The following is a 15,979-nucleotide window of genomic DNA, read 5'->3' on the forward strand; positions in this document are numbered from 1 at the left end:
TCACAGGGCTGCACACAGGCGCGCGTCGAAGCGAGGTCTCGGAGGAGTACGTCGACGTCGTCGATAAAGTGCGGTTTTGTGATCTTATCTCCCAAGCGGCGACTCCTGGGTTTTCTCATGCTGGCAGGCTGGCCGTGGCTGGCGGCCCTCTCCCTGATCGAGTTGTTTCTCCTGGTGGAGCCGACTGCGGTGGCTCTGGTAACCGGTGAGCTGGTGGGCCGCCTGGCGCAGGGCGCAGCTCGGCAGGACGCCGCCGCGAGCGGCATCGGGACGACGCTGGCACTGCTCGGCGCGCTGCTGGTCACCGGTAATGTGCTCCGCTCGATGAGCCGGCCGATGGCCGAGCGGGTGGGACAGCGGATCGACGCCGCGGTTCGCGAGGAGCTGATCTCCCGGGTCCGGGCGCTGCCGACCCTGGATCGGGTGGAGGACGTCGCCGTCCAGGATGAGCTGACGACCATGCGTTCGCCGCTGCTGACCTGGACCGACGAGGGCATCGGGGCGGCGGCGGTGGGCCGCTTCCGTGCCGGGCTGACCATGGCCGGGCTGGTGACGGCGATGCTGGTGCTCTCCTCCGTGGTGTGGTGGTGGGGCCCGGCGACGGCCGCGGTGGCGCTGCTGCTGGGCCGCTACCGATCCGGCATGTGGCGGGAGTTCCTCAGAGTGGTGTCGGGCACCATGCCGGCCGCGATGCGCGGACGCGCGTGGGCCGCGATGATGTCCGACAGCCGGGACGCCAAGGAGGTCCGGATCTTCGGGCTGACCGGCTGGCTGGAGAAGCACGCGGACGAGAACATCGCCGACGCCGTGCGGCGGGTCGTCGAGTCGAGGGTGGCCCTGCTCCGGCGCGAGATGTCGGTCTTCCTCGGGTGGGCGGCGACCGCGTCGGTGGTGTACGTGGCGGTGGCCACCTCCGGTGAGGTATCGGTCGGCCGGATCGCCGCGACGATCGGCGCGGTCTCCGCCATGTTCGTCATCACCATGTCGAGCCAGGGCGAGGACATGGACGAGGTCGCGATGCCCGCCGTGGATGCGGTCACCCGGATCCGCGCGCTCGCCCCCGGCCTGGAGCCGCCGCCCGGACCGGACGGCGCCGGAGAGATCACCCTTCGGGACGTGGACTTCCGGTACGGGGAGGTCCGCGTTCTGAAGGGCGTGACGCTGACCCTCCGGCCCGGCGAGGTGATCGCGGTCGTGGGCGTGAACGGGGCGGGGAAGACGACCCTGGCCAAGCTCCTCACCGGCCAGTACCGTCCGCGGAGCGGCACGGTGGTCACCGAGCCCGCGGCGTACGCGGTCTACCAGGACTTCAACCGGTACGAGCTGAGCGCGTACGAGAACATCAGGATCGCCGCGCCGGACGCGACGCGGGAGCAGGTCGAGGCGGCGGCCTCCGCGGTGGACGCGACCAAGCTGATCGAAAAGCTGGCCAAGGGGTGGGAGACGGTGCTCTCGCCCAAGTACGCCGACGGTGGCGACCTGTCCGGTGGCCAGTGGCAGAAGATAGCGCTGGCCCGGGCGGCCCTGGCGGCCGCCGGCGGGGCGCGGCTGCTCGTGCTGGACGAGCCGACCGCCAACCTGGACATCGAGGCCGAGCTGGAGGCCTTCGACCGCATCCGCCAGGTGCGCGGACAGGCGACCGTCGTCCTGATCTCCCACCGATTCTCCACCGTGCGGAAGGCCGACCGGATCGTCGTCCTGTCCGGCGGGCGGATCACCGAAGACGGGACCCACGACGAGCTGCTCGCCGCCGGCGGGGAATACGCGCGCATGTTCCGCCTCCAGGCCCAGCAGTTCAAGGAGAGCGCATGAGGGTCGCCGAGATCCGTACCCTGCTGACCGAGTGCCTGCGCCACGCACCGGGACGCACATGGCTGCTGCTCATCCTTACCCCGCTGGGCGCGATCACCCCCGGGTTGACCGCCCTCGGCCTGCAATGGGTCGTGGACGGTGTGCTCACCGGGTCCCGGCCGCTGCTCATCGGCGGGGCGCTCTGCGCGGCGACAGCGGGTGCCTTCGTCCTGGCCGGCAGTCGCGTCATGCAGGTGCAGAGCGGCCTGCTGGGCGGCGAGGTCGGCACCGTACTGGACCGGCGGATCATACGCTGGTGCGCGACCCTGCCGACCACCGCGCACCTGGAGGACACCGAGTCGCTCCGCCGGATCGAGCAGATCCGCGGGCTCGGCGGGCGGACCATCACCACCGGGATGTCCGTCCTGAGCGTGGTGCAGAGCGGGCTCTGGCTGGTCATCACCACGATCCTGCTGGCCAGGGTCCATCCCGTGCTGCTCGCGCTGCCGCTGTTCGCGGTGCCGTCGATCCTGTTCACCCGGACCACTGCGCGCAGGACAGAGGGGGCCAGGGCCGAGACCGCCGAGCGCAACCGGGCCGAACAGCACCTCTTCACGATGATCACCGAGGCGAACTCGGCCAAGGAGCTCCGGCTCGGCTCCTCCGGCGCCCACGCCGCCGCAATCGCGCGCCGCCTGCGCGAGGAGCGGACCGCGATCCTCTGGCGGAGCACGCTCGCCGTCGGCGGCCTCACCCTGATCGGCTCCCTCATCTTCGTGGCAGCCTTCCTCGGGGCGCTGTTCCTCACCGTCCAGCTGGCCCTCTCCGGCGCGGTCAGTCCAGGGGCGCTGCTGCTGGTGGCCACGCTCGGCGGCCAGATCAGGGGCCAGCTCGACCTGCTCGCCAACGCGATCACCCGCTCCGCCCGGGCCCTGGCCATGGCCGGGCACTATCTCTGGCTGCGGAACCTGTTCGAAGCGAGCATCAGCGGGACGCTCTCCCCGCCCGACCGGCTCCGCGAGGGCATCACCCTGTCCGGCGTGGATTTCTCCTACGGCGGGCCGCCCGTGCTGCGCGGCATCGACCTGCATCTCCCGTCCGGTGCCACGGTGGCGCTGGTCGGCGACCACGGCAGCGGGAAGACGACGCTGGTCAAGCTGCTGTGCGGGTTCCACCGTCCGACCGGCGGAACCATCACCGTGGACGGGACACCCCTCACCGAGATGGATCCCGCCGGCTGGCGGGAACGCGTGACCTCGGCGTTCCAGGACTTCAGCCGGTTCCCGTTCCTGGCCCGCGAGGCCGTCGGCGTGGGCGACCTGCCCAGGATGCACGAGATCGCGCAGGCCGCCGAGAAGGGCGGCGCCGCCCAGGTCTTCGCCCGCCTGCCGGAGGGCGAACAGACTCGGCTCGGCAAGGCCCTCGGAGACGGCGTCGAACTCTCCGGCGGCCAATGGCAGAAGATCGCCCTGTCGCGGGCGTTCATGCGGTCCACGCCGCTGCTCGCCGTGCTCGACGAGCCGACAGCCGCGCTGGACGCGGCCAGCGAGTACGAGGTCTATCAGCGGTACGCGGAGGCGGCCCAAGAGTGGCAGAACGCCACCGGCGGGATCACCCTGCTGGTCTCGCACCGCTTCGCCACCATCCGGATGGCCGACCTGATCGTCGTGCTCGACGGCGGGCGAATCATCGAGCGCGGCACGCACACCGAGCTCATCGACCTCGCCGGCCGCTACGCCCGCTTGTACGACCTCCAAGCATCCGCCTACGAGTGAGCAACCCCCGACTCTTCGGCCGGCTCGCCGGCGTCGCCCTGTTCAGCCAGGTCACCGCCGCCTGGGGGAGGCGGCCTTGGTGGGGGCGACGTCCAGCCCGCGCCTGCGGACGGGAAGGGCCGTCTGCGGCGTCATCCGGCTCCAGCGGCACCGCGGAGAACCCGCGGGCGGGTTGCCAACCGGTGTGAACGTCGCCCATGACTTGGACCGCCCGGCCATGCCCGCCGGTTCCATGCTCCCGGGGAAAAGTCGTCCAAGGGAAAAGTACGCGTTCGCGGCCGTTATTCGTCCATCGAACGCCGGGCGGATCCCCGCCTACCGTGGTGCCGGGCCGACCAGCGGGTTCGGAGGGTGTCATGCGTATTCGTGCGTGGATCGTCGCGGCAGTCGCGCTGCCGCTCGCGGTGTCGGGATGCTCGCTCCCCGGCAGCGACCGCACCGGCGCCCCGCCACCGGCGGCCACGGCGGCCCCCGCCTCGCCGGCCGGCCCCGCCTCGCCCGCTTCTCCCGCGCCGGCGCGGGAGCCCGCCGCGCGGGATCCGCGGCCGGGGCCGGAGCCCCTGGCCCGCGCGACGTTCAACGCCGGCGGGAAGCGGAGCGCGGAGGTCGAGGTGCTGGCGCTCAAGCGGCGCGGCAAGCTGCTCGACCTGGTCCTGTCGATCACGCCGCACTCCGAGGGCGAGTCGTACGTGTCGGTCGAGGCGTTCACCGGCGCCGGACCCGCGGCGATCACACTGGTCGACAACGTCCGGCTCAAGCGGTACCTGATCGTGCGGGACTCGGAGAACCGGCCGCTGCAGCCGCCGTACTGGATCATCAAGATCGGCGAGGCCAGCGTCCGGACCTACACCTTCCCGGCGCCGGAGGCCGGCGTGACCAAGCTGGACGTCAGCGTCGGCAGCGAGCCGCCGTTCCGCGACGTGCCGGTGACGTCGTGATCGCCCGTGCCGTGATCGCCCGTGCCGTGATCGTCCGTGCCGTGGCCGCGCTGCCCGTCCTGGCCGCCGCGCTGGCCGGGCCCACGCCGGCGCCGGACGTGCCCGACGAGAACATCCGGCGGGCCGTGCTCGACCTCACGCTCACGATCGAGCCGTTGCGGACGGAGACGGGCGACGGCGGCCGGACCAGGATCACGATCTCCTCCGACGTGCTGTTCGCGTTCGACGCGGACACACTCACGCCCGTCGCCGCCCGCCACCTGGCGGGGATCGCCGCCCGGCTCCGTACGGCCACCGGCGCGGTCCGCGTCGAGGGCCACACCGACGCCAAGGGCACGGCCGCCTACAACCTGGACCTGTCCAGGCGCCGCGCCGCGAACGTCAAGCGGGAGCTGGACCGGGTCCTCGGCGGCACGCCGCGCATCGTCGCGGCCGGCCACGGCGAGGCCGGCCCCGTCGCCCCGAACAGCGAGGGCGGCGCGGACAACCCCGCGGGCCGCGCCAAGAACCGCCGCGTGGTGATCAGCTTCGACGGCTGAAACGGGCTCATCGGGGGTGGAGCCGCCGGCCCCCGTCACCACCTGCGCGCGTGCTGCCGTGGCAGCCTTTCGCCGCGCCTTCTGATCGGCAGAGAGGAACACGCATGATCGGCATGCCCGGGAACGGCCCGGCCCCGCGGTCCGTGGGTGTGGGCGGCCTGCCCGCGCACTCGCCGGCGTCCGACCCCGCGATCTTCGAGGGGCCGCCCCTGCACCAGCTCGGCTTCCTCAGCAGGCACGTCGGCTGACTACGCGGACCTGCGCGGGCGCCGGCCGCGGGGGATCAGGGCCGGGTTGACGTTGTCCAGCACCGTGTCGCGGGTGATCACGACGCGGGCCACGTCGTCCCGGCTCGGGACCTCGTACATCACGTTGAGGAGCACCTCCTCCAGGACGGCGCGGGCGGCCCTGGCGCCGGTGCGGCGCAGCAGCGCCTGCTCGGCGACGGCCGCCACCGCGTCCTCCGTGAACTCGAGCTCGACGCCGTCCAGCTCGAACAGCTTGCGGTACTGCTTGATCAGCGCGTTGCGCGGCTCGGTGAGCATCCGCGCCAGCGCCGTGCGATCCAGCGGCCGCAAGGTCGTCACCACGGGCAGCCGGCCGGTCAGCTCGGGGATCAGCCCGTACGCGACCAGATCCTGCGGCATCACCCGGGCCAGCAGGTCCTCGCCGGCCGCGGCCGGCGGCGCGGACCCGAATCCCGAGGCCCGGCGGACCGCCCGCGCCTCGACGATCCGCTCCAGGCCGGCGAACGCGCCCCCGGCGATGAACAGCACGTTCGTCGTGTCGATCGGGATGAGGTCCTGGTGCGGGTGCTTGCGGCCGCCCTGCGGCGGGACGTTCGCGACCGTGCCCTCCAAGATCTTCAGCAGCGCCTGCTGGACGCCCTCGCCCGACACGTCACGGGTGATCGACGGGTTCTCGCCCTTGCGGGCGATCTTGTCGATCTCGTCGATGTAGACGATCCCGGTCTCGGCCCTGGCGACGTCGTGGCCGGCCGCCTGAATGAGCTTGAGCAGGATGTTCTCGACATCCTCGCCGACGTACCCGCTCTCGGTGAGCGCGGTGGCGTCGGCGACGGCGAACGGCACGTCCAGCATCCTGGCCAGCGTCTGCACCAGGTGCGTCTTGCCGCTGCCCGTCGGCCCGACCAGCAGGATGTTGGACTTGCCCAGCTCGATCGGCTCGTCCCCGCCGGCGGGCGGGCGCAGGCGCTTGTAGTGGTTGTAGACCGCCACTGACAGCGCCCGCTTGGCCTGCTCCTGGCCGATCACGTACTGGTCCAGGAACGCGTGGATCTCCCGCGGCCTGGCGGTCACCTCCCGGGCGGCCGGGACCTCCTCCTCGGCGACGAGCTCGGTGCACAACACCACGCATTCATCGCAGATGAAGACCGACGGCGGGCCGGCGATGAGCTTGCGGACCTCCCGCTGGCCCTTCCCGCAGAACGAGCAATGCGGCTCGCCGCCCTTACCCGGCCTGGTCACCTGCTGCCACTCCCGGATTCGAATGATTAGATCATCTGGATGATAGCAGCATCTACTGCCGCCGGACGCGGCCAAGCTGTCCGGCAGGCGCCGGCGGCGGGGGACGAGAGAGGCCGGCTTGGCATCGGGGGATCCAGAAGGGGAACGGCATCATGCGGCCACCCCCGCCGGAGGTGGTGGTCACCGACCCCGGCGACAACCTGGCCGCCGGACCAGGATGCGTTCAGACGGGGCCCGCCACCGTGCGGTGCGCGGGTGTCGCGTCCATCCGGGCCATGCTCGGCGATCTCCCCGCCGTCTGGGGCGGGCCGGACAACGACCGGCTGTGCGGTGGCGGAGGCGACGATGACTGGCTCTTCGGCCAGGACGGGACGGCGATCGCCGACACCCTCAACGCCGGTTCCGGCACCAACACCTGCACCTCCGACCCTGCCGACGTCCGCATCGGCTGCTGAACACCGGCCCACCTGAGCGCACCACCGATCCGGACGGGATCGGCCGGCGCAGGGGGTGGCGAAGGGCCTCGGGCGGCGGTGGCGAGGGCGGGGACTACCCGGCCAGCGGTTCGACCCGGCGCCCGGTATCCGGATCGCCGCTCCAGGTCCCCGCCCCCAGCACCTCCCCACGCCGGACGATCTCCACGGTGACGAACTGCGCCCGACTGAGATGGCGGGAAAGCCGCACCGAGGACGCGTAGCAGGCCCGAGTTCCCGGTTCTTTTCGCACCGCCGCGACTTTCGCACCCCTGCGCCGCCTCATGCAGCCCGATCAGCGTGTTAAGCCGCCACGGGCGCGGGACTACGGTTTGTTGATGGCATCGCTGCGAATAGTGATCGCGGAGGACAACCTCCAGGCGCGGGCGGGCATCGAGGCACTTCTCTCCGCGAAGCACGGTGCCGGGATCATCGGCGCCTCTCGCAGTTTCCCGATCCAAGCTGTCTGCTGGCCCTGATCGCCCAAAGCTGCAGCTGGCGCGAATATCTCCTGAAGGACCGAGGTGTGCCGCTGCCCGGACCCGACGACGATTCGAGCCGCTGGCATCGATCGCCACGCGCCGGAGTTCGAGATCAACACCTTCTCCATCCTGGAGGTTCTCCAGAACGCCGACGAGCAGGCCACCGGCACATGGAGGACCAAGGCGGGCACGGCATCACCAACGTCAACTACCGCCGGTTGAGGCCGGTGGTTTGCTCTCGCGGTCCCGTCTGGCTGAAGGGAGGCCGGTAGCGTGCGGCTGATTGACGACAGCCCAGCCCGCAACGCCGCGTGCGGCGATGTTGCGGGCCGCGATGTGATCGGCGTGCCCAGCGAGGCCACACCCTGTGCAGACGAATCGGCCCCGCGCCGGACGATTCGCCCTGTTGACGCACCCGCACTCCGGACAGGCCTGCGAGGTGTACCGGGGATCGACGAGGGTGCCGGCCACGGATCCCCTGGAGATCTTCCAGGGCGATCCCGCGGCCGGTGCGTTCGGCTTCGCGCACCACGAACTTCGAGATCTGGTGGTTGACGTCCGTCATCATCCGGTGCTGGCGCCCGGACAGACGGCGCAACACCCGTCGCGCCGCAGGAGTGCCCTTCTGCTGCAACCGCCGGCGTTGCCGATGCCTCCGCTTCCGCAACGTGCGGACATGCGCGTTGCGGTCGATCGGCCCGGCGAGGGCGGAACCCGGCAGCACCACACCGTCGGAGGTGACTGCCAGGTTGGCCACGCCTTGATCCACTCCGACGAAGCCGTGGACCGGCTCGCACACCTCCGGTTTCTGCAGGATGATGGTGACCTGCAGCAGCCACACGCCGCGCCGGAAGATCAGGTCGGCCTCGCCGATCGGCAGCGTGTCAAGAGCCTTGAAGTCTTCTGGACGTCCCGCATAGGGCACGGTGACGCGGCCCATGGGGGTCCACAGCGACACGGTGCGAGCGTCCCGGTTCCAAGTCAGCAGGCGTGCGTCGTAGGGGATGGCGCCGTGCGGGCGGAAGATATGGGCGCGTCTCTTGGTGGCTCGCCGGTTGGCGTAAGCACCGGCGACCCGGGCGATGGCCCGCACGGCCGCCTGCGCGCCCAGCCCGGCCACCTGCGCGCGGACCGGGTGGTAGGCGAGCCGGTGCAGCTCCAGGATGGTGAAGGTACGGCTGCGCCAAGCCAGTCGGGAGACGATGGTGGCCGCCTGGTTGCACACCTGCACCGCCGCTGCCAGGGCGTCGGCCTGAGCAGGGGTTGGCATGAGCCGCAACTGCAGTACCGACGGCAGGCCTTGCCGCTTGACGGTGGAGCGGCGGATCGCCATCGCGTACCTCGAAAAAGGGGGTGGAGTCCTAGTCTTAAGGACCGGTCTCCGCGCCATGTTCAATGAACGACCGCCTCGGCGCCATCGGCGGCACCTCACCATCGACACCGGCCCCGGCGCGGGGCTCCACTTGCACGGCGACATCCCGAAGACCGCCCACCCGGGGCGGCCCGCCGGCATGTGACCACGCTCTGGTAGGAAAGACACCTATGTCGCGCTTTTCGTCCTCCACCCCCGCACCGGACGTCGTCGCCAGGCTCCGGGCCGCCGGCTGCGTGTTCGCCGAGGACGAGGCGGAGCTGATCGCCGCCACCGCCCGCACCCCGGAGGAGCTGGCCGCCATGGTGGAGCGCCGGGTCTCCGGCCGCCCGCTCGAACATGTGCTGGGCTGGGCCGAGTTCCTCGGCCTGCGGCTGGTGGTGGAGCCCGGGGTGTTCGTGCCGCGGCCCCGTACCGGGTTCCTCATCGGGCAGGCCGTCGCTCTGGCCCGCGACCTGCCCGGGACCCCGGTCGTCCTGGACCTGTGCTGCGGCACGGGCGCGATGGGCGCCGCGCTGGCCGCCGGCCTGGCCCGCCGGGTGGAGCTGCACGCCGCCGACCGCGACCCCGCCGCCGTCCGCTGCGCCCGCCGCAACCTGCCGGGCGGCCACGTGTACGAGGGCGACCTGTACGAGCCCCTCCCCGCCACGCTCAAGGGCCGGATCGACCTCCTCGTCGTCAGCCCGCCGTACGTGCCGTCCGCGTCGGTCGGGCTGCTGCCTCCCGAGGCCCGCCTGTACGAGCCGCTGGCGGCGCTCGACGGCGGCGAGGACGGGCTCGACGTCGTACGGCGAGTGATAGCGGGAGCTCCGGAGTGGCTCGCACCCGGCGGCCACCTGCTCATCGAGACCAGCGAACGCCAGGCGGCCGAGACGGCCCGCGCCGTCGAGCGGGCCGGCCTGGCGGCACGCGCGACCGGCTCCGACGACCTGGACGCCACCGCCGTCATCGGCACCCGCGCCACGGCCACCTGAGGTCCCGGAGCGGAGCGTCTTCGTTCTCTGTGTTCACCTCAGTGAAACGGACATCGGCGTGGTCTCGTCGCACGCCGGCCGAGGCCGGGCGGCGATTCGACGCAAGAAAGCGCCACCACCTTAGCGATGTTAAGGTGGCGGGCGATGGCACAGAAGGGACTGGCCCGCGAGACCGTCGTCCGCGCCGCGCTGGAGTTGCTCGACGAGACCGGGCTGGACGGCCTGACCGTCCGCCGCCTGGCCGCCCGCCTGGGCGTGCAGAACCCCGCGCTCTACTGGCACTTCCGCAACAAGCAGGAGCTGCTCGACGAGATGTCCCGTGAGCTGCTCGCCCCCGAGATGGGCGGGCCGCGTGAGGGGGAGACCTGGCGCGAGTGGCTCACCCGCCGGGCGCACCGCTACCGGCGCATGCTGCTCAGCCATCGCGACGGGGCGCGGCTGGTCGCCGGCGGCGACCCGGGGCCCACGGTGGCCCGGGCCTTCGAGAGCGAACTCGAGATCCTGACCGGCCTGGGGTTCACGCCCGGGCAGGGGCTGCACGCGATCGCCTCGCTCAGCCACTACACCCTCGGGTTCGTGCTGAACGAGCAGGCGCGGCGCGAGCGCCGGGCGGCCGGCGACGCTCCGGACCTCGCCGCGTACGCCGCCGAGTACCCGCTCACGGTCGCCGGCGTCCGCGAGGGTGGTGCCCCGGCCGGCGACGAGGCGTTCTCCCACGGCCTGGGGCTCATTCTCGACGGCATCGCCGGCACGCTTCGCGATTTCTGACCGGCACATTTTCGCGATTATATAAATTCGCCCCTTTTGAGGCGCGGCGTGCGCCGGTTGCAGGGCTTCACCTGCATGGACTTCCTTTCGCATTCGCGATTACATTTCTCCGTCAGTCCAGTCGGCGGCCCTTCAATGGTGGGGGAGTAAATGGCTCGTACGCGGAGAATAATGGCGATTTCCATCGCTTTCGCGGTGGCGGCGGTGAATGTCGCGCAGCCGATGCCGGCGGCGGCCGGACGACGGGATCCGGTGCGGATCACCCGGTTCCTGGGAGAGCAGCGGCTCCCGCACATGATGCGCTTCGAAGGCACCACCGTGGGCGGCCTGTCCGGGATCGACCGCGACCCGCGCACCGGCACCTGGTACTTCATCTCCGACGACCGGTGGCGCTACGACCCGGCCCGCTTCTACACCGGCCGCCTGGAGTTCGACCGGACGTCAGGGGCGTTCGACCGGGTGCGGCTGACCGGGGTGACGACGCTCGCCAGGGCCGACGGCACGCCGTACCCGGGATACGGCAACCCGGACGCCGCCGATCCGGAGACGATCAGGTTCGACCGGTGGAGCGGCCGGCTGCTGTGGGGCGACGAGGGGGACCGGCCGGACGCCAGGAACCCGGACATCCCGATCTCCATGCCGGCCGTGCGCGTCATGGACCTCCAGGGACGGCACCTGAGCCGGCTGCGGCTGCCGCGGAACCTGCGGCTGACGGACACCGAGCGCGGGCCGCGCCGCAACTTCGGCTTCGAGGGGCTGACCGTCACGCCCCGGACGATCACCGCCGTGACCGAGGGCCCGCGCCACGAGGACGGGCCGGTGCCGACGGTGGAGCGCGGCGCGCCCGCCCGGCTGACCGTGTGGAGCCGCCAGGGCCACCTGCGCGGCCAGTACGTCTACCCCCTCGAACCGCTCCCCGCCGCACCCGTCCCGCCCACCGGTGAGGCCGACACCGGGGTGTCGGAGATCCTGGCCATCGACCAGTTCCGCTACCTGGCGCTCGAACGGTCCTGGATCGAGGGCGTGAACTACCGGGTGCGGCTGTACGAGATCGACCTGCGTGGCGCCACCAACGTGCTGGACCGGCGTTCGCTGGCCGGCGGCAGTCCGTACCGGCCGGTGGCCAAGCGCCTGGTCCGCGACCTGAGCTCGGAGCTCCCGCCCACGCAGAACCTGGAGAGCCTGGCCTGGGGGCCGCGCCTGGCGAGCGGTGAGTGCACGCTGGTGATCGGCTCGGACGACAACTTCCACCACGAGGAGGCGACGCAGTTCCTGGCGTTCGGCGCCACCGGCTGCCGCTGAGCGCAGGCCGGCGACTCGGCCGGCCTTCCCCGGGCGTGGCCCGGGGAAGGCCGCTCACAGGCCGTGGATGCGGCGGCCGGAGATCTGGTGCGGGGCGATGCGGATGTAGAGCTGGCGGGTGCCGCCCGCCCACGGGGTGACGCCGGTGCCGGCCACGTCCTCGACCTCCTCCTCCGGCACATGGTGGGCCGGCCCCTGCACCAGGACGCTCCACCCTTCCCGGTTGACCTCGTCGATCATGTCGATCTCAAAGGCGATCTTGATGTCGACTCCCTCCAGGCCCGTACGCAGGTCCTGGTCCATGGGCCCGCCGGTGGCGGTGCGGAAGACGATGGCGCCCTTGTGCATCTTGTAGTTGACCGGCAGCACGGTCGGTCCGTGCGAGCTGCTGAACGCCACACGCCCGATCCCGCCCGGCTCGATCAGCCGCCGGCACTCCTCCTCGTCGAGCACCTCCAGCGTCGGATGGGCCATCGCCGGACCGTGCCCGGGCGGCCGTTCCCGGCCGCCGCCGAGCAGCTCGTCCACCGTCGTCCGCAGGGCGTCGGCCAGCCGGTAGAGCGCGCCGGTGTCCGGCGTGTCCGGGTTCTCCTCCAGATATTTGAGATAGCCCGGCGACATGTCGGCGCGCTCGGCGACCTGTTCGCGGGTCAGCCCGAGGCGCCGGCGGTGGTGGATGATACGTCGTCCGAGATCGCCGGTTCCTGCCATGATCGATTCTCCTCGTCTATAGAAACGGCGCACGGTGCCGTTGATGCGCGCCTCGTGGTTCTCGGCGTCGATGAAGACCTGCCGCCCGCGGTAGCGGATCGGCATGGACAGCAGCCCGAGCCGGCCGGGCAGCAGCGGATCCAGCCGCAGCCCGTCCCGCCGCAGCTCCATGCCCAGGTAGCAGCGCTGCAGGAGGTCGAGCGTGCCGCCCATGGCGCCGAGGTGGATGCCCTCCGCGGTGGTGCCGTCCTGGACGTCCTCGACGTCGCTGCAGAGGGCCTCGGTGAAGAAGCGCCACGACCGCGCCCGGTTGGAACGTGCCAAAACCCAGGCGTGCACGACCGCGCTCAGCGTCGAGCCGTGGCTGGTGCGCTCCAGGTAGTAGGAGATCGTCCGGGGGACCAGATCGGGGTCCGCCGGGTAGCCGAGCCGCTCCAGGACGGCGGCCAGCTCCTCGGCGGTCAGCAGGTAGAACAGCATGAGCGTGTCGGCCTGCTTGGACGCCTTGTACCGGTTGACGTCGTCGCCGCCAGCCTCCAGGGCCCGGTCCAGCCGCCGCACGCCGCGGTAGCGGTCCCAGTCGAGCTCCTCCAGGTCGCCGTACCCGCTGAACTGGCTGATGACGCCGTCGTGGAAGTCGACGCGCAGCCGGCGGCCAACGGCGTCCCAGCGCTCCAGCTCCGCCGTCGCGGGCGCCTGGTCGGGGACCAGGCAGGCGGTCTCGAGGGCGCGCATCAGCAGCCAGGCGGTCATGACGTTGGTGTAGGCGTTGTTGTCCAGGCCGGGCAGGGTGGCGCCCGGGTAGCCCTCGTGGTACTCGTCGGGGCCCATGACGCCGCGTATCTCGTACCGGTCGCCGTGGAGGACCGCCATCGAGGCGAAGAACCTGGCGATGTCGATCAGCAGCTCGGCGCACCACGGCGGCATGGAGCCGGTGGCCAGGTAGTGCTGCCACACGTTGTAGGCGATGGCCAGGCCGACGTGCCGCTGCAGGTGGGAGTGGTCGGGCAGCCAGCGGCCCGAGATGGGGTTGAGGTGCAGGGTCTGGGCCTCCTCGCGGCCGTCGCTGCCGCTCTGCCAGGGGAACATCGCGCCGTCGTACCCGGCCTCCCTGGCCGCGTCCCTGGCCTCGGGCAGCCGCCGCCAGCGATAGCGCAGCAGGCCCAGCGAGATCTCGGGGAAGCGCAGGTCGAGCCAGGGCTGGACGAACAGCTCGTCCCAGAACACGTGCCCCCGGTACGCCTCGCCGTGCAGACCGCGGGCGGGCACGCCGGCGTCGAGGTCGGCGGTGTGCGGGGAGAGGGTCTGCAGCAGGTGGAAGATGTGCAGGTGGACCATCTGCGACAGCTCGGGCCCGTCCACGTCGAGCCGGGCGCGCCGCCACAGCCGCCCCCAGGCGGCCGCGTGCCGGGCCAGCAGCTCCTCGAAGCGCGGGGCGCGGCGCACGTGGCGCAGGGCCGCCGAGCGGGGGTCGTGGACGGCGTGGTCGCGCGAGGTGGTCAGCGCCACGGTCTTCGTGAACGTGACCGGCCGGCCCTCGGCCAGCTCCAGCACGTGCTCGGTGGTGATGCGATCGGCCTCCCTGCGCACCTCGCACGGCGCCGGCGGAGTGGTGATGCGGCCGGCGAGCGCGATCGTGATGTGGGAGCACCGGGTGACGGCGGTCAACCACGTGATGTCGTCCTGCGTGCCGGTGTCGTGGCCGGTCAGGTGGTCGCCGCGGAGGTCCCGGTAGCGTGCCACCCCCTCGTTGGCCACCCGCCCGTCGAGCACGGCGCGCACGCGCAGCGGTCCCGACCAGTTCTCGGTCGTGAACGTCGTCTCCATCGCCGCCAGATGGGGGTCGGCCATGGACACCAGGCGGCGCTGGCGTACGGATGTGACCCGGTCGGACCGGTCCCGCCAGCGCAGCTCCCGCATCAGCACCCCGTTGAGCAGGTCGAGCTCGTGGCGGTAGTCCAGCAGCTCGGCGTGCTCGGGCGCGAACCATCCGGAGCCGGGCGTGGCGAACGTCAGCGGCAGCCAGTCGGGCAGGTTGACGATGTCCTCGTTGCTCACGGTACGTCCGGCCACGACGGAGTCGAGCCGGTCGTAGCAGCCGGCCACGTACGTGCCCGGCGTGCGCAGCTCGCCGTCCGGCGTGGCGCCCCGCGTGGCGAACCTGCCGTTGCCCAGCGTGCACAGCGCCTCGCGCAGCCCTTCCCTCACCGGGTCGAAGCCGTCGTAGACGAGCGTCCAGGCGTTCATTCCCGCCCCACGGGCACGCGGCCCGCCACGCTCGCGTCCGCCAGGTCGCCGACGACCGCGTCCGCTCCGGCGGCCCGCATCGCCGCCGCCTGCGACCCGCTCCGGTCTACCGCGACCAGCAGCCCGAACCCGCCCCTGCGCCCGGCCGCCACGCCCGGCAGCGCGTCCTCCACGACCGCCACCTCAACGGCGGGCAGCTCCAGGCGGCGCGCGGCCTCCAGGAACAGCGCCGGATCCGGCTTGCCCGGCAACCCCAGCTCCGCCGCGTCGTTTCCGTCCACCAGCACGTCGAACAGGTGCAGCACCCCCGCCGACGACACGACCGCCCGGCAGTGCCTGCTGGCCGACACCACCGCCGTGCGGCAGCCGCGCCGCCGCAGCTCGTGCAGCAGCGTCACGGTGGAGGGGAACGCCGCCACGCCGTGCTGCTCGATCTCCTTCACGAACAACGCGTCCTTGGCCAGTCCGAGCCCGTACACGGTGGCCGCGCCCGGCTCGTCGTCCGGCCCGCCCTCGGGCAGCGAGATGCCGCGCGAGGCCAGGAACGTCCGCACCCCGTCCAGCCGCGGCCGCCCGTCCACGTGGGCCAGGTAGTCGCCGCGGATGTCGAACGGCGCCGAGCGGCGGCCCCGCAAGAAGGCGTCGAACACGTGCTTCCACGCCGCCGCGTGCACGCGGGCCGTGTCGGTGACCACGCCGTCGGCGTCGAAGACGACCGCGCGGAGCCTGGTCAGGTCGAAAGTGGCCATGCCTGGACGCTACCCGCGCAAACGCGCCCCAGCCCTGGATCCGATCACTCCCCGCACGGTGACGGCCACGTACGGCCAGATGATCAGCTCCAGGACGCTGGAGCAGTCGTGCGGCGCGGACGACGCGAGCTGGGCGGCCAGGTGGAAGAAGGCGGGCATGGCGGCGGCCACGTCACGGCCGAGTCCGCAGACGGTGGTGTACGGGCCACTCCGCGGCGGCGGGACCGTAGGTGAAATAGCCGCAGCTCTCGCCGGGGATCAGGACCGATAAGAGTGCCGGTGCGACGGGCCTGGAACCGAGGAACCAGTGGCCGCCCCGCCCGTCGGGGATGGGGGCGAACGTCTCCCGCCAGGGTCCGGTGACCGCGGTC

15 protein-coding genes are annotated in these 15,979 nt (G+C 72.0%); 10 read left to right on the plus strand and 5 right to left on the minus strand.

The genetic code is table 11. The annotated features are described in order from the left end of the window. The first annotated feature begins 78 nt into the window (after positions 1–78). From ACIBX3_RS38485 to ACIBX3_RS38505, 5 genes are all read left to right on the plus strand, one after another. Complete coding sequence (locus ACIBX3_RS38485; RefSeq protein WP_397125467.1) at positions 79–1,812, plus strand: ABC transporter ATP-binding protein; 1,734 nt, start codon at positions 79–81, stop codon at positions 1,810–1,812. Then, positions 1,809–3,566 (plus strand): ABC transporter ATP-binding protein, encoded by a 1,758-nt coding sequence (locus ACIBX3_RS38490; RefSeq protein ID WP_397125468.1) that lies wholly within the window; start codon positions 1,809–1,811, stop codon positions 3,564–3,566. The genes ACIBX3_RS38485 and ACIBX3_RS38490 overlap by 4 nt, the downstream gene beginning before the upstream one ends. Positions 3,567–3,922: 356 nt before the next feature. Beyond that, positions 3,923–4,504, plus strand: a complete 582-nt coding sequence (locus tag ACIBX3_RS38495; RefSeq protein WP_397125469.1) for a hypothetical protein — start codon at positions 3,923–3,925, stop codon at positions 4,502–4,504. Next, positions 4,501–5,043 carry an OmpA family protein gene (locus ACIBX3_RS38500; protein WP_397125470.1) on the plus strand — a complete coding sequence of 181 codons (543 nt, stop codon included), beginning with the start codon at positions 4,501–4,503 and terminating at the stop codon, positions 5,041–5,043. The genes ACIBX3_RS38495 and ACIBX3_RS38500 overlap by 4 nt, the downstream gene beginning before the upstream one ends. Positions 5,044–5,147: 104 nt before the next feature. Beyond that, a complete protein-coding gene (locus tag ACIBX3_RS38505) occupies positions 5,148–5,291 on the plus strand; it encodes a hypothetical protein (RefSeq protein WP_397125471.1) in 144 nt (47 codons plus the stop codon). Here ACIBX3_RS38505 and clpX read toward each other — a convergent pair whose 3' ends face one another. Next, positions 5,292–6,530 carry an ATP-dependent Clp protease ATP-binding subunit ClpX gene (gene clpX, locus ACIBX3_RS38510; protein WP_397125472.1) on the minus strand — a complete coding sequence of 413 codons (1,239 nt, stop codon included), beginning with the start codon at positions 6,528–6,530 and terminating at the stop codon, positions 5,292–5,294. 152 nt (positions 6,531–6,682) lie between these two features. Here clpX and ACIBX3_RS38515 point away from each other — a divergent pair, with 152 nt between their 5' ends. After that, entirely contained in the window at positions 6,683–6,985 is a 303-nt protein-coding gene (locus ACIBX3_RS38515; RefSeq protein WP_397125473.1) for a hypothetical protein, read from the plus strand. A gap of 704 nt (positions 6,986–7,689) precedes the next feature. Here ACIBX3_RS38515 and ACIBX3_RS38520 read toward each other — a convergent pair. Next, positions 7,690–7,956, minus strand: coding sequence for a zinc ribbon domain-containing protein (locus tag ACIBX3_RS38520; RefSeq protein ID WP_397125474.1), 267 nt, complete (start codon positions 7,954–7,956; stop codon positions 7,690–7,692). 917 nt (positions 7,957–8,873) lie between these two features. Between ACIBX3_RS38520 and ACIBX3_RS38525 the strand changes: the two genes are divergently transcribed. From ACIBX3_RS38525 to ACIBX3_RS38540, 4 genes are all read left to right on the plus strand, one after another. Then, positions 8,874–9,002: a hypothetical protein gene (locus tag ACIBX3_RS38525; RefSeq protein ID WP_397125475.1), complete on the plus strand. Its 129-nt coding sequence runs from the start codon at positions 8,874–8,876 to the stop codon at positions 9,000–9,002. Positions 9,003–9,027: 25 nt separating this feature from the next. After that, positions 9,028–9,831, plus strand: a complete 804-nt coding sequence (locus ACIBX3_RS38530; protein WP_397125476.1) for a putative protein N(5)-glutamine methyltransferase — start codon at positions 9,028–9,030, stop codon at positions 9,829–9,831. A 144-nt stretch (positions 9,832–9,975) separates the two neighbouring features. Further along, positions 9,976–10,599, plus strand: a complete 624-nt coding sequence (locus ACIBX3_RS38535; protein WP_397125477.1) for a TetR/AcrR family transcriptional regulator C-terminal domain-containing protein — start codon at positions 9,976–9,978, stop codon at positions 10,597–10,599. A gap of 171 nt (positions 10,600–10,770) precedes the next feature. After that, positions 10,771–11,901 (plus strand): esterase-like activity of phytase family protein, encoded by a 1,131-nt coding sequence (locus ACIBX3_RS38540; RefSeq protein WP_397125478.1) that lies wholly within the window; start codon positions 10,771–10,773, stop codon positions 11,899–11,901. Positions 11,902–11,955: 54 nt separating this feature from the next. Here the strand turns inward: ACIBX3_RS38540 and ACIBX3_RS38545 are convergent, their stop codons facing one another. Genes ACIBX3_RS38545 through ACIBX3_RS38555 form a run of 3 tightly spaced genes read right to left on the minus strand, consistent with a single transcriptional unit; the run spans position 11,956 to position 15,779 of the window. After that, positions 11,956–14,859 carry a pyridoxamine 5'-phosphate oxidase family protein gene (locus tag ACIBX3_RS38545; RefSeq protein ID WP_397125479.1) on the minus strand — a complete coding sequence of 968 codons (2,904 nt, stop codon included), beginning with the start codon at positions 14,857–14,859 and terminating at the stop codon, positions 11,956–11,958. Further along, positions 14,856–15,608: an HAD-IA family hydrolase gene (locus tag ACIBX3_RS38550; protein WP_397125480.1), complete on the minus strand. Its 753-nt coding sequence runs from the start codon at positions 15,606–15,608 to the stop codon at positions 14,856–14,858. Before ACIBX3_RS38550 ends, ACIBX3_RS38545 begins: the two co-directional genes overlap by 4 nt. 9 nt (positions 15,609–15,617) lie before the next feature. Then, positions 15,618–15,779, minus strand: coding sequence for a hypothetical protein (locus ACIBX3_RS38555; protein WP_397125481.1), 162 nt, complete (start codon positions 15,777–15,779; stop codon positions 15,618–15,620). Between the last annotated feature and the right edge of the window lie 200 nt (positions 15,780–15,979).

The organism is Nonomuraea sp. NPDC049480 (assembly GCF_044465905.1).
In the GTDB taxonomy this organism is placed as follows: Bacteria; Actinomycetota; Actinomycetes; order Streptosporangiales; family Streptosporangiaceae; genus Nonomuraea.

Excerpts from the sequence above, each read along its gene's own strand:
- ACIBX3_RS38530 (WP_397125476.1), top strand. The coding sequence starts at position 9,028 with ATGTCGCGCTTTTCGTCCTCCACCCCCGCACCGGACGTCGTCGCCAGG.
- ACIBX3_RS38490 (WP_397125468.1), top strand. The coding sequence starts at position 1,809 with ATGAGGGTCGCCGAGATCCGTACCCTGCTGACCGAGTGCCTGCGCCAC.
- ACIBX3_RS38495 (WP_397125469.1), top strand. The coding sequence starts at position 3,923 with ATGCGTATTCGTGCGTGGATCGTCGCGGCAGTCGCGCTGCCGCTCGCG.
- ACIBX3_RS38550 (WP_397125480.1), bottom strand. The coding sequence starts at position 15,608 with ATGGCCACTTTCGACCTGACCAGGCTCCGCGCGGTCGTCTTCGACGCC.
- ACIBX3_RS38545 (WP_397125479.1), bottom strand. The coding sequence starts at position 14,859 with ATGAACGCCTGGACGCTCGTCTACGACGGCTTCGACCCGGTGAGGGAA.
- ACIBX3_RS38525 (WP_397125475.1), top strand. The coding sequence starts at position 8,874 with ATGTTCAATGAACGACCGCCTCGGCGCCATCGGCGGCACCTCACCATC.
- ACIBX3_RS38515 (WP_397125473.1), top strand. The coding sequence starts at position 6,683 with ATGCGGCCACCCCCGCCGGAGGTGGTGGTCACCGACCCCGGCGACAAC.
- ACIBX3_RS38540 (WP_397125478.1), top strand. The coding sequence starts at position 10,771 with ATGGCGATTTCCATCGCTTTCGCGGTGGCGGCGGTGAATGTCGCGCAG.
- ACIBX3_RS38505 (WP_397125471.1), top strand. The coding sequence starts at position 5,148 with ATGATCGGCATGCCCGGGAACGGCCCGGCCCCGCGGTCCGTGGGTGTG.
- ACIBX3_RS38535 (WP_397125477.1), top strand. The coding sequence starts at position 9,976 with ATGGCACAGAAGGGACTGGCCCGCGAGACCGTCGTCCGCGCCGCGCTG.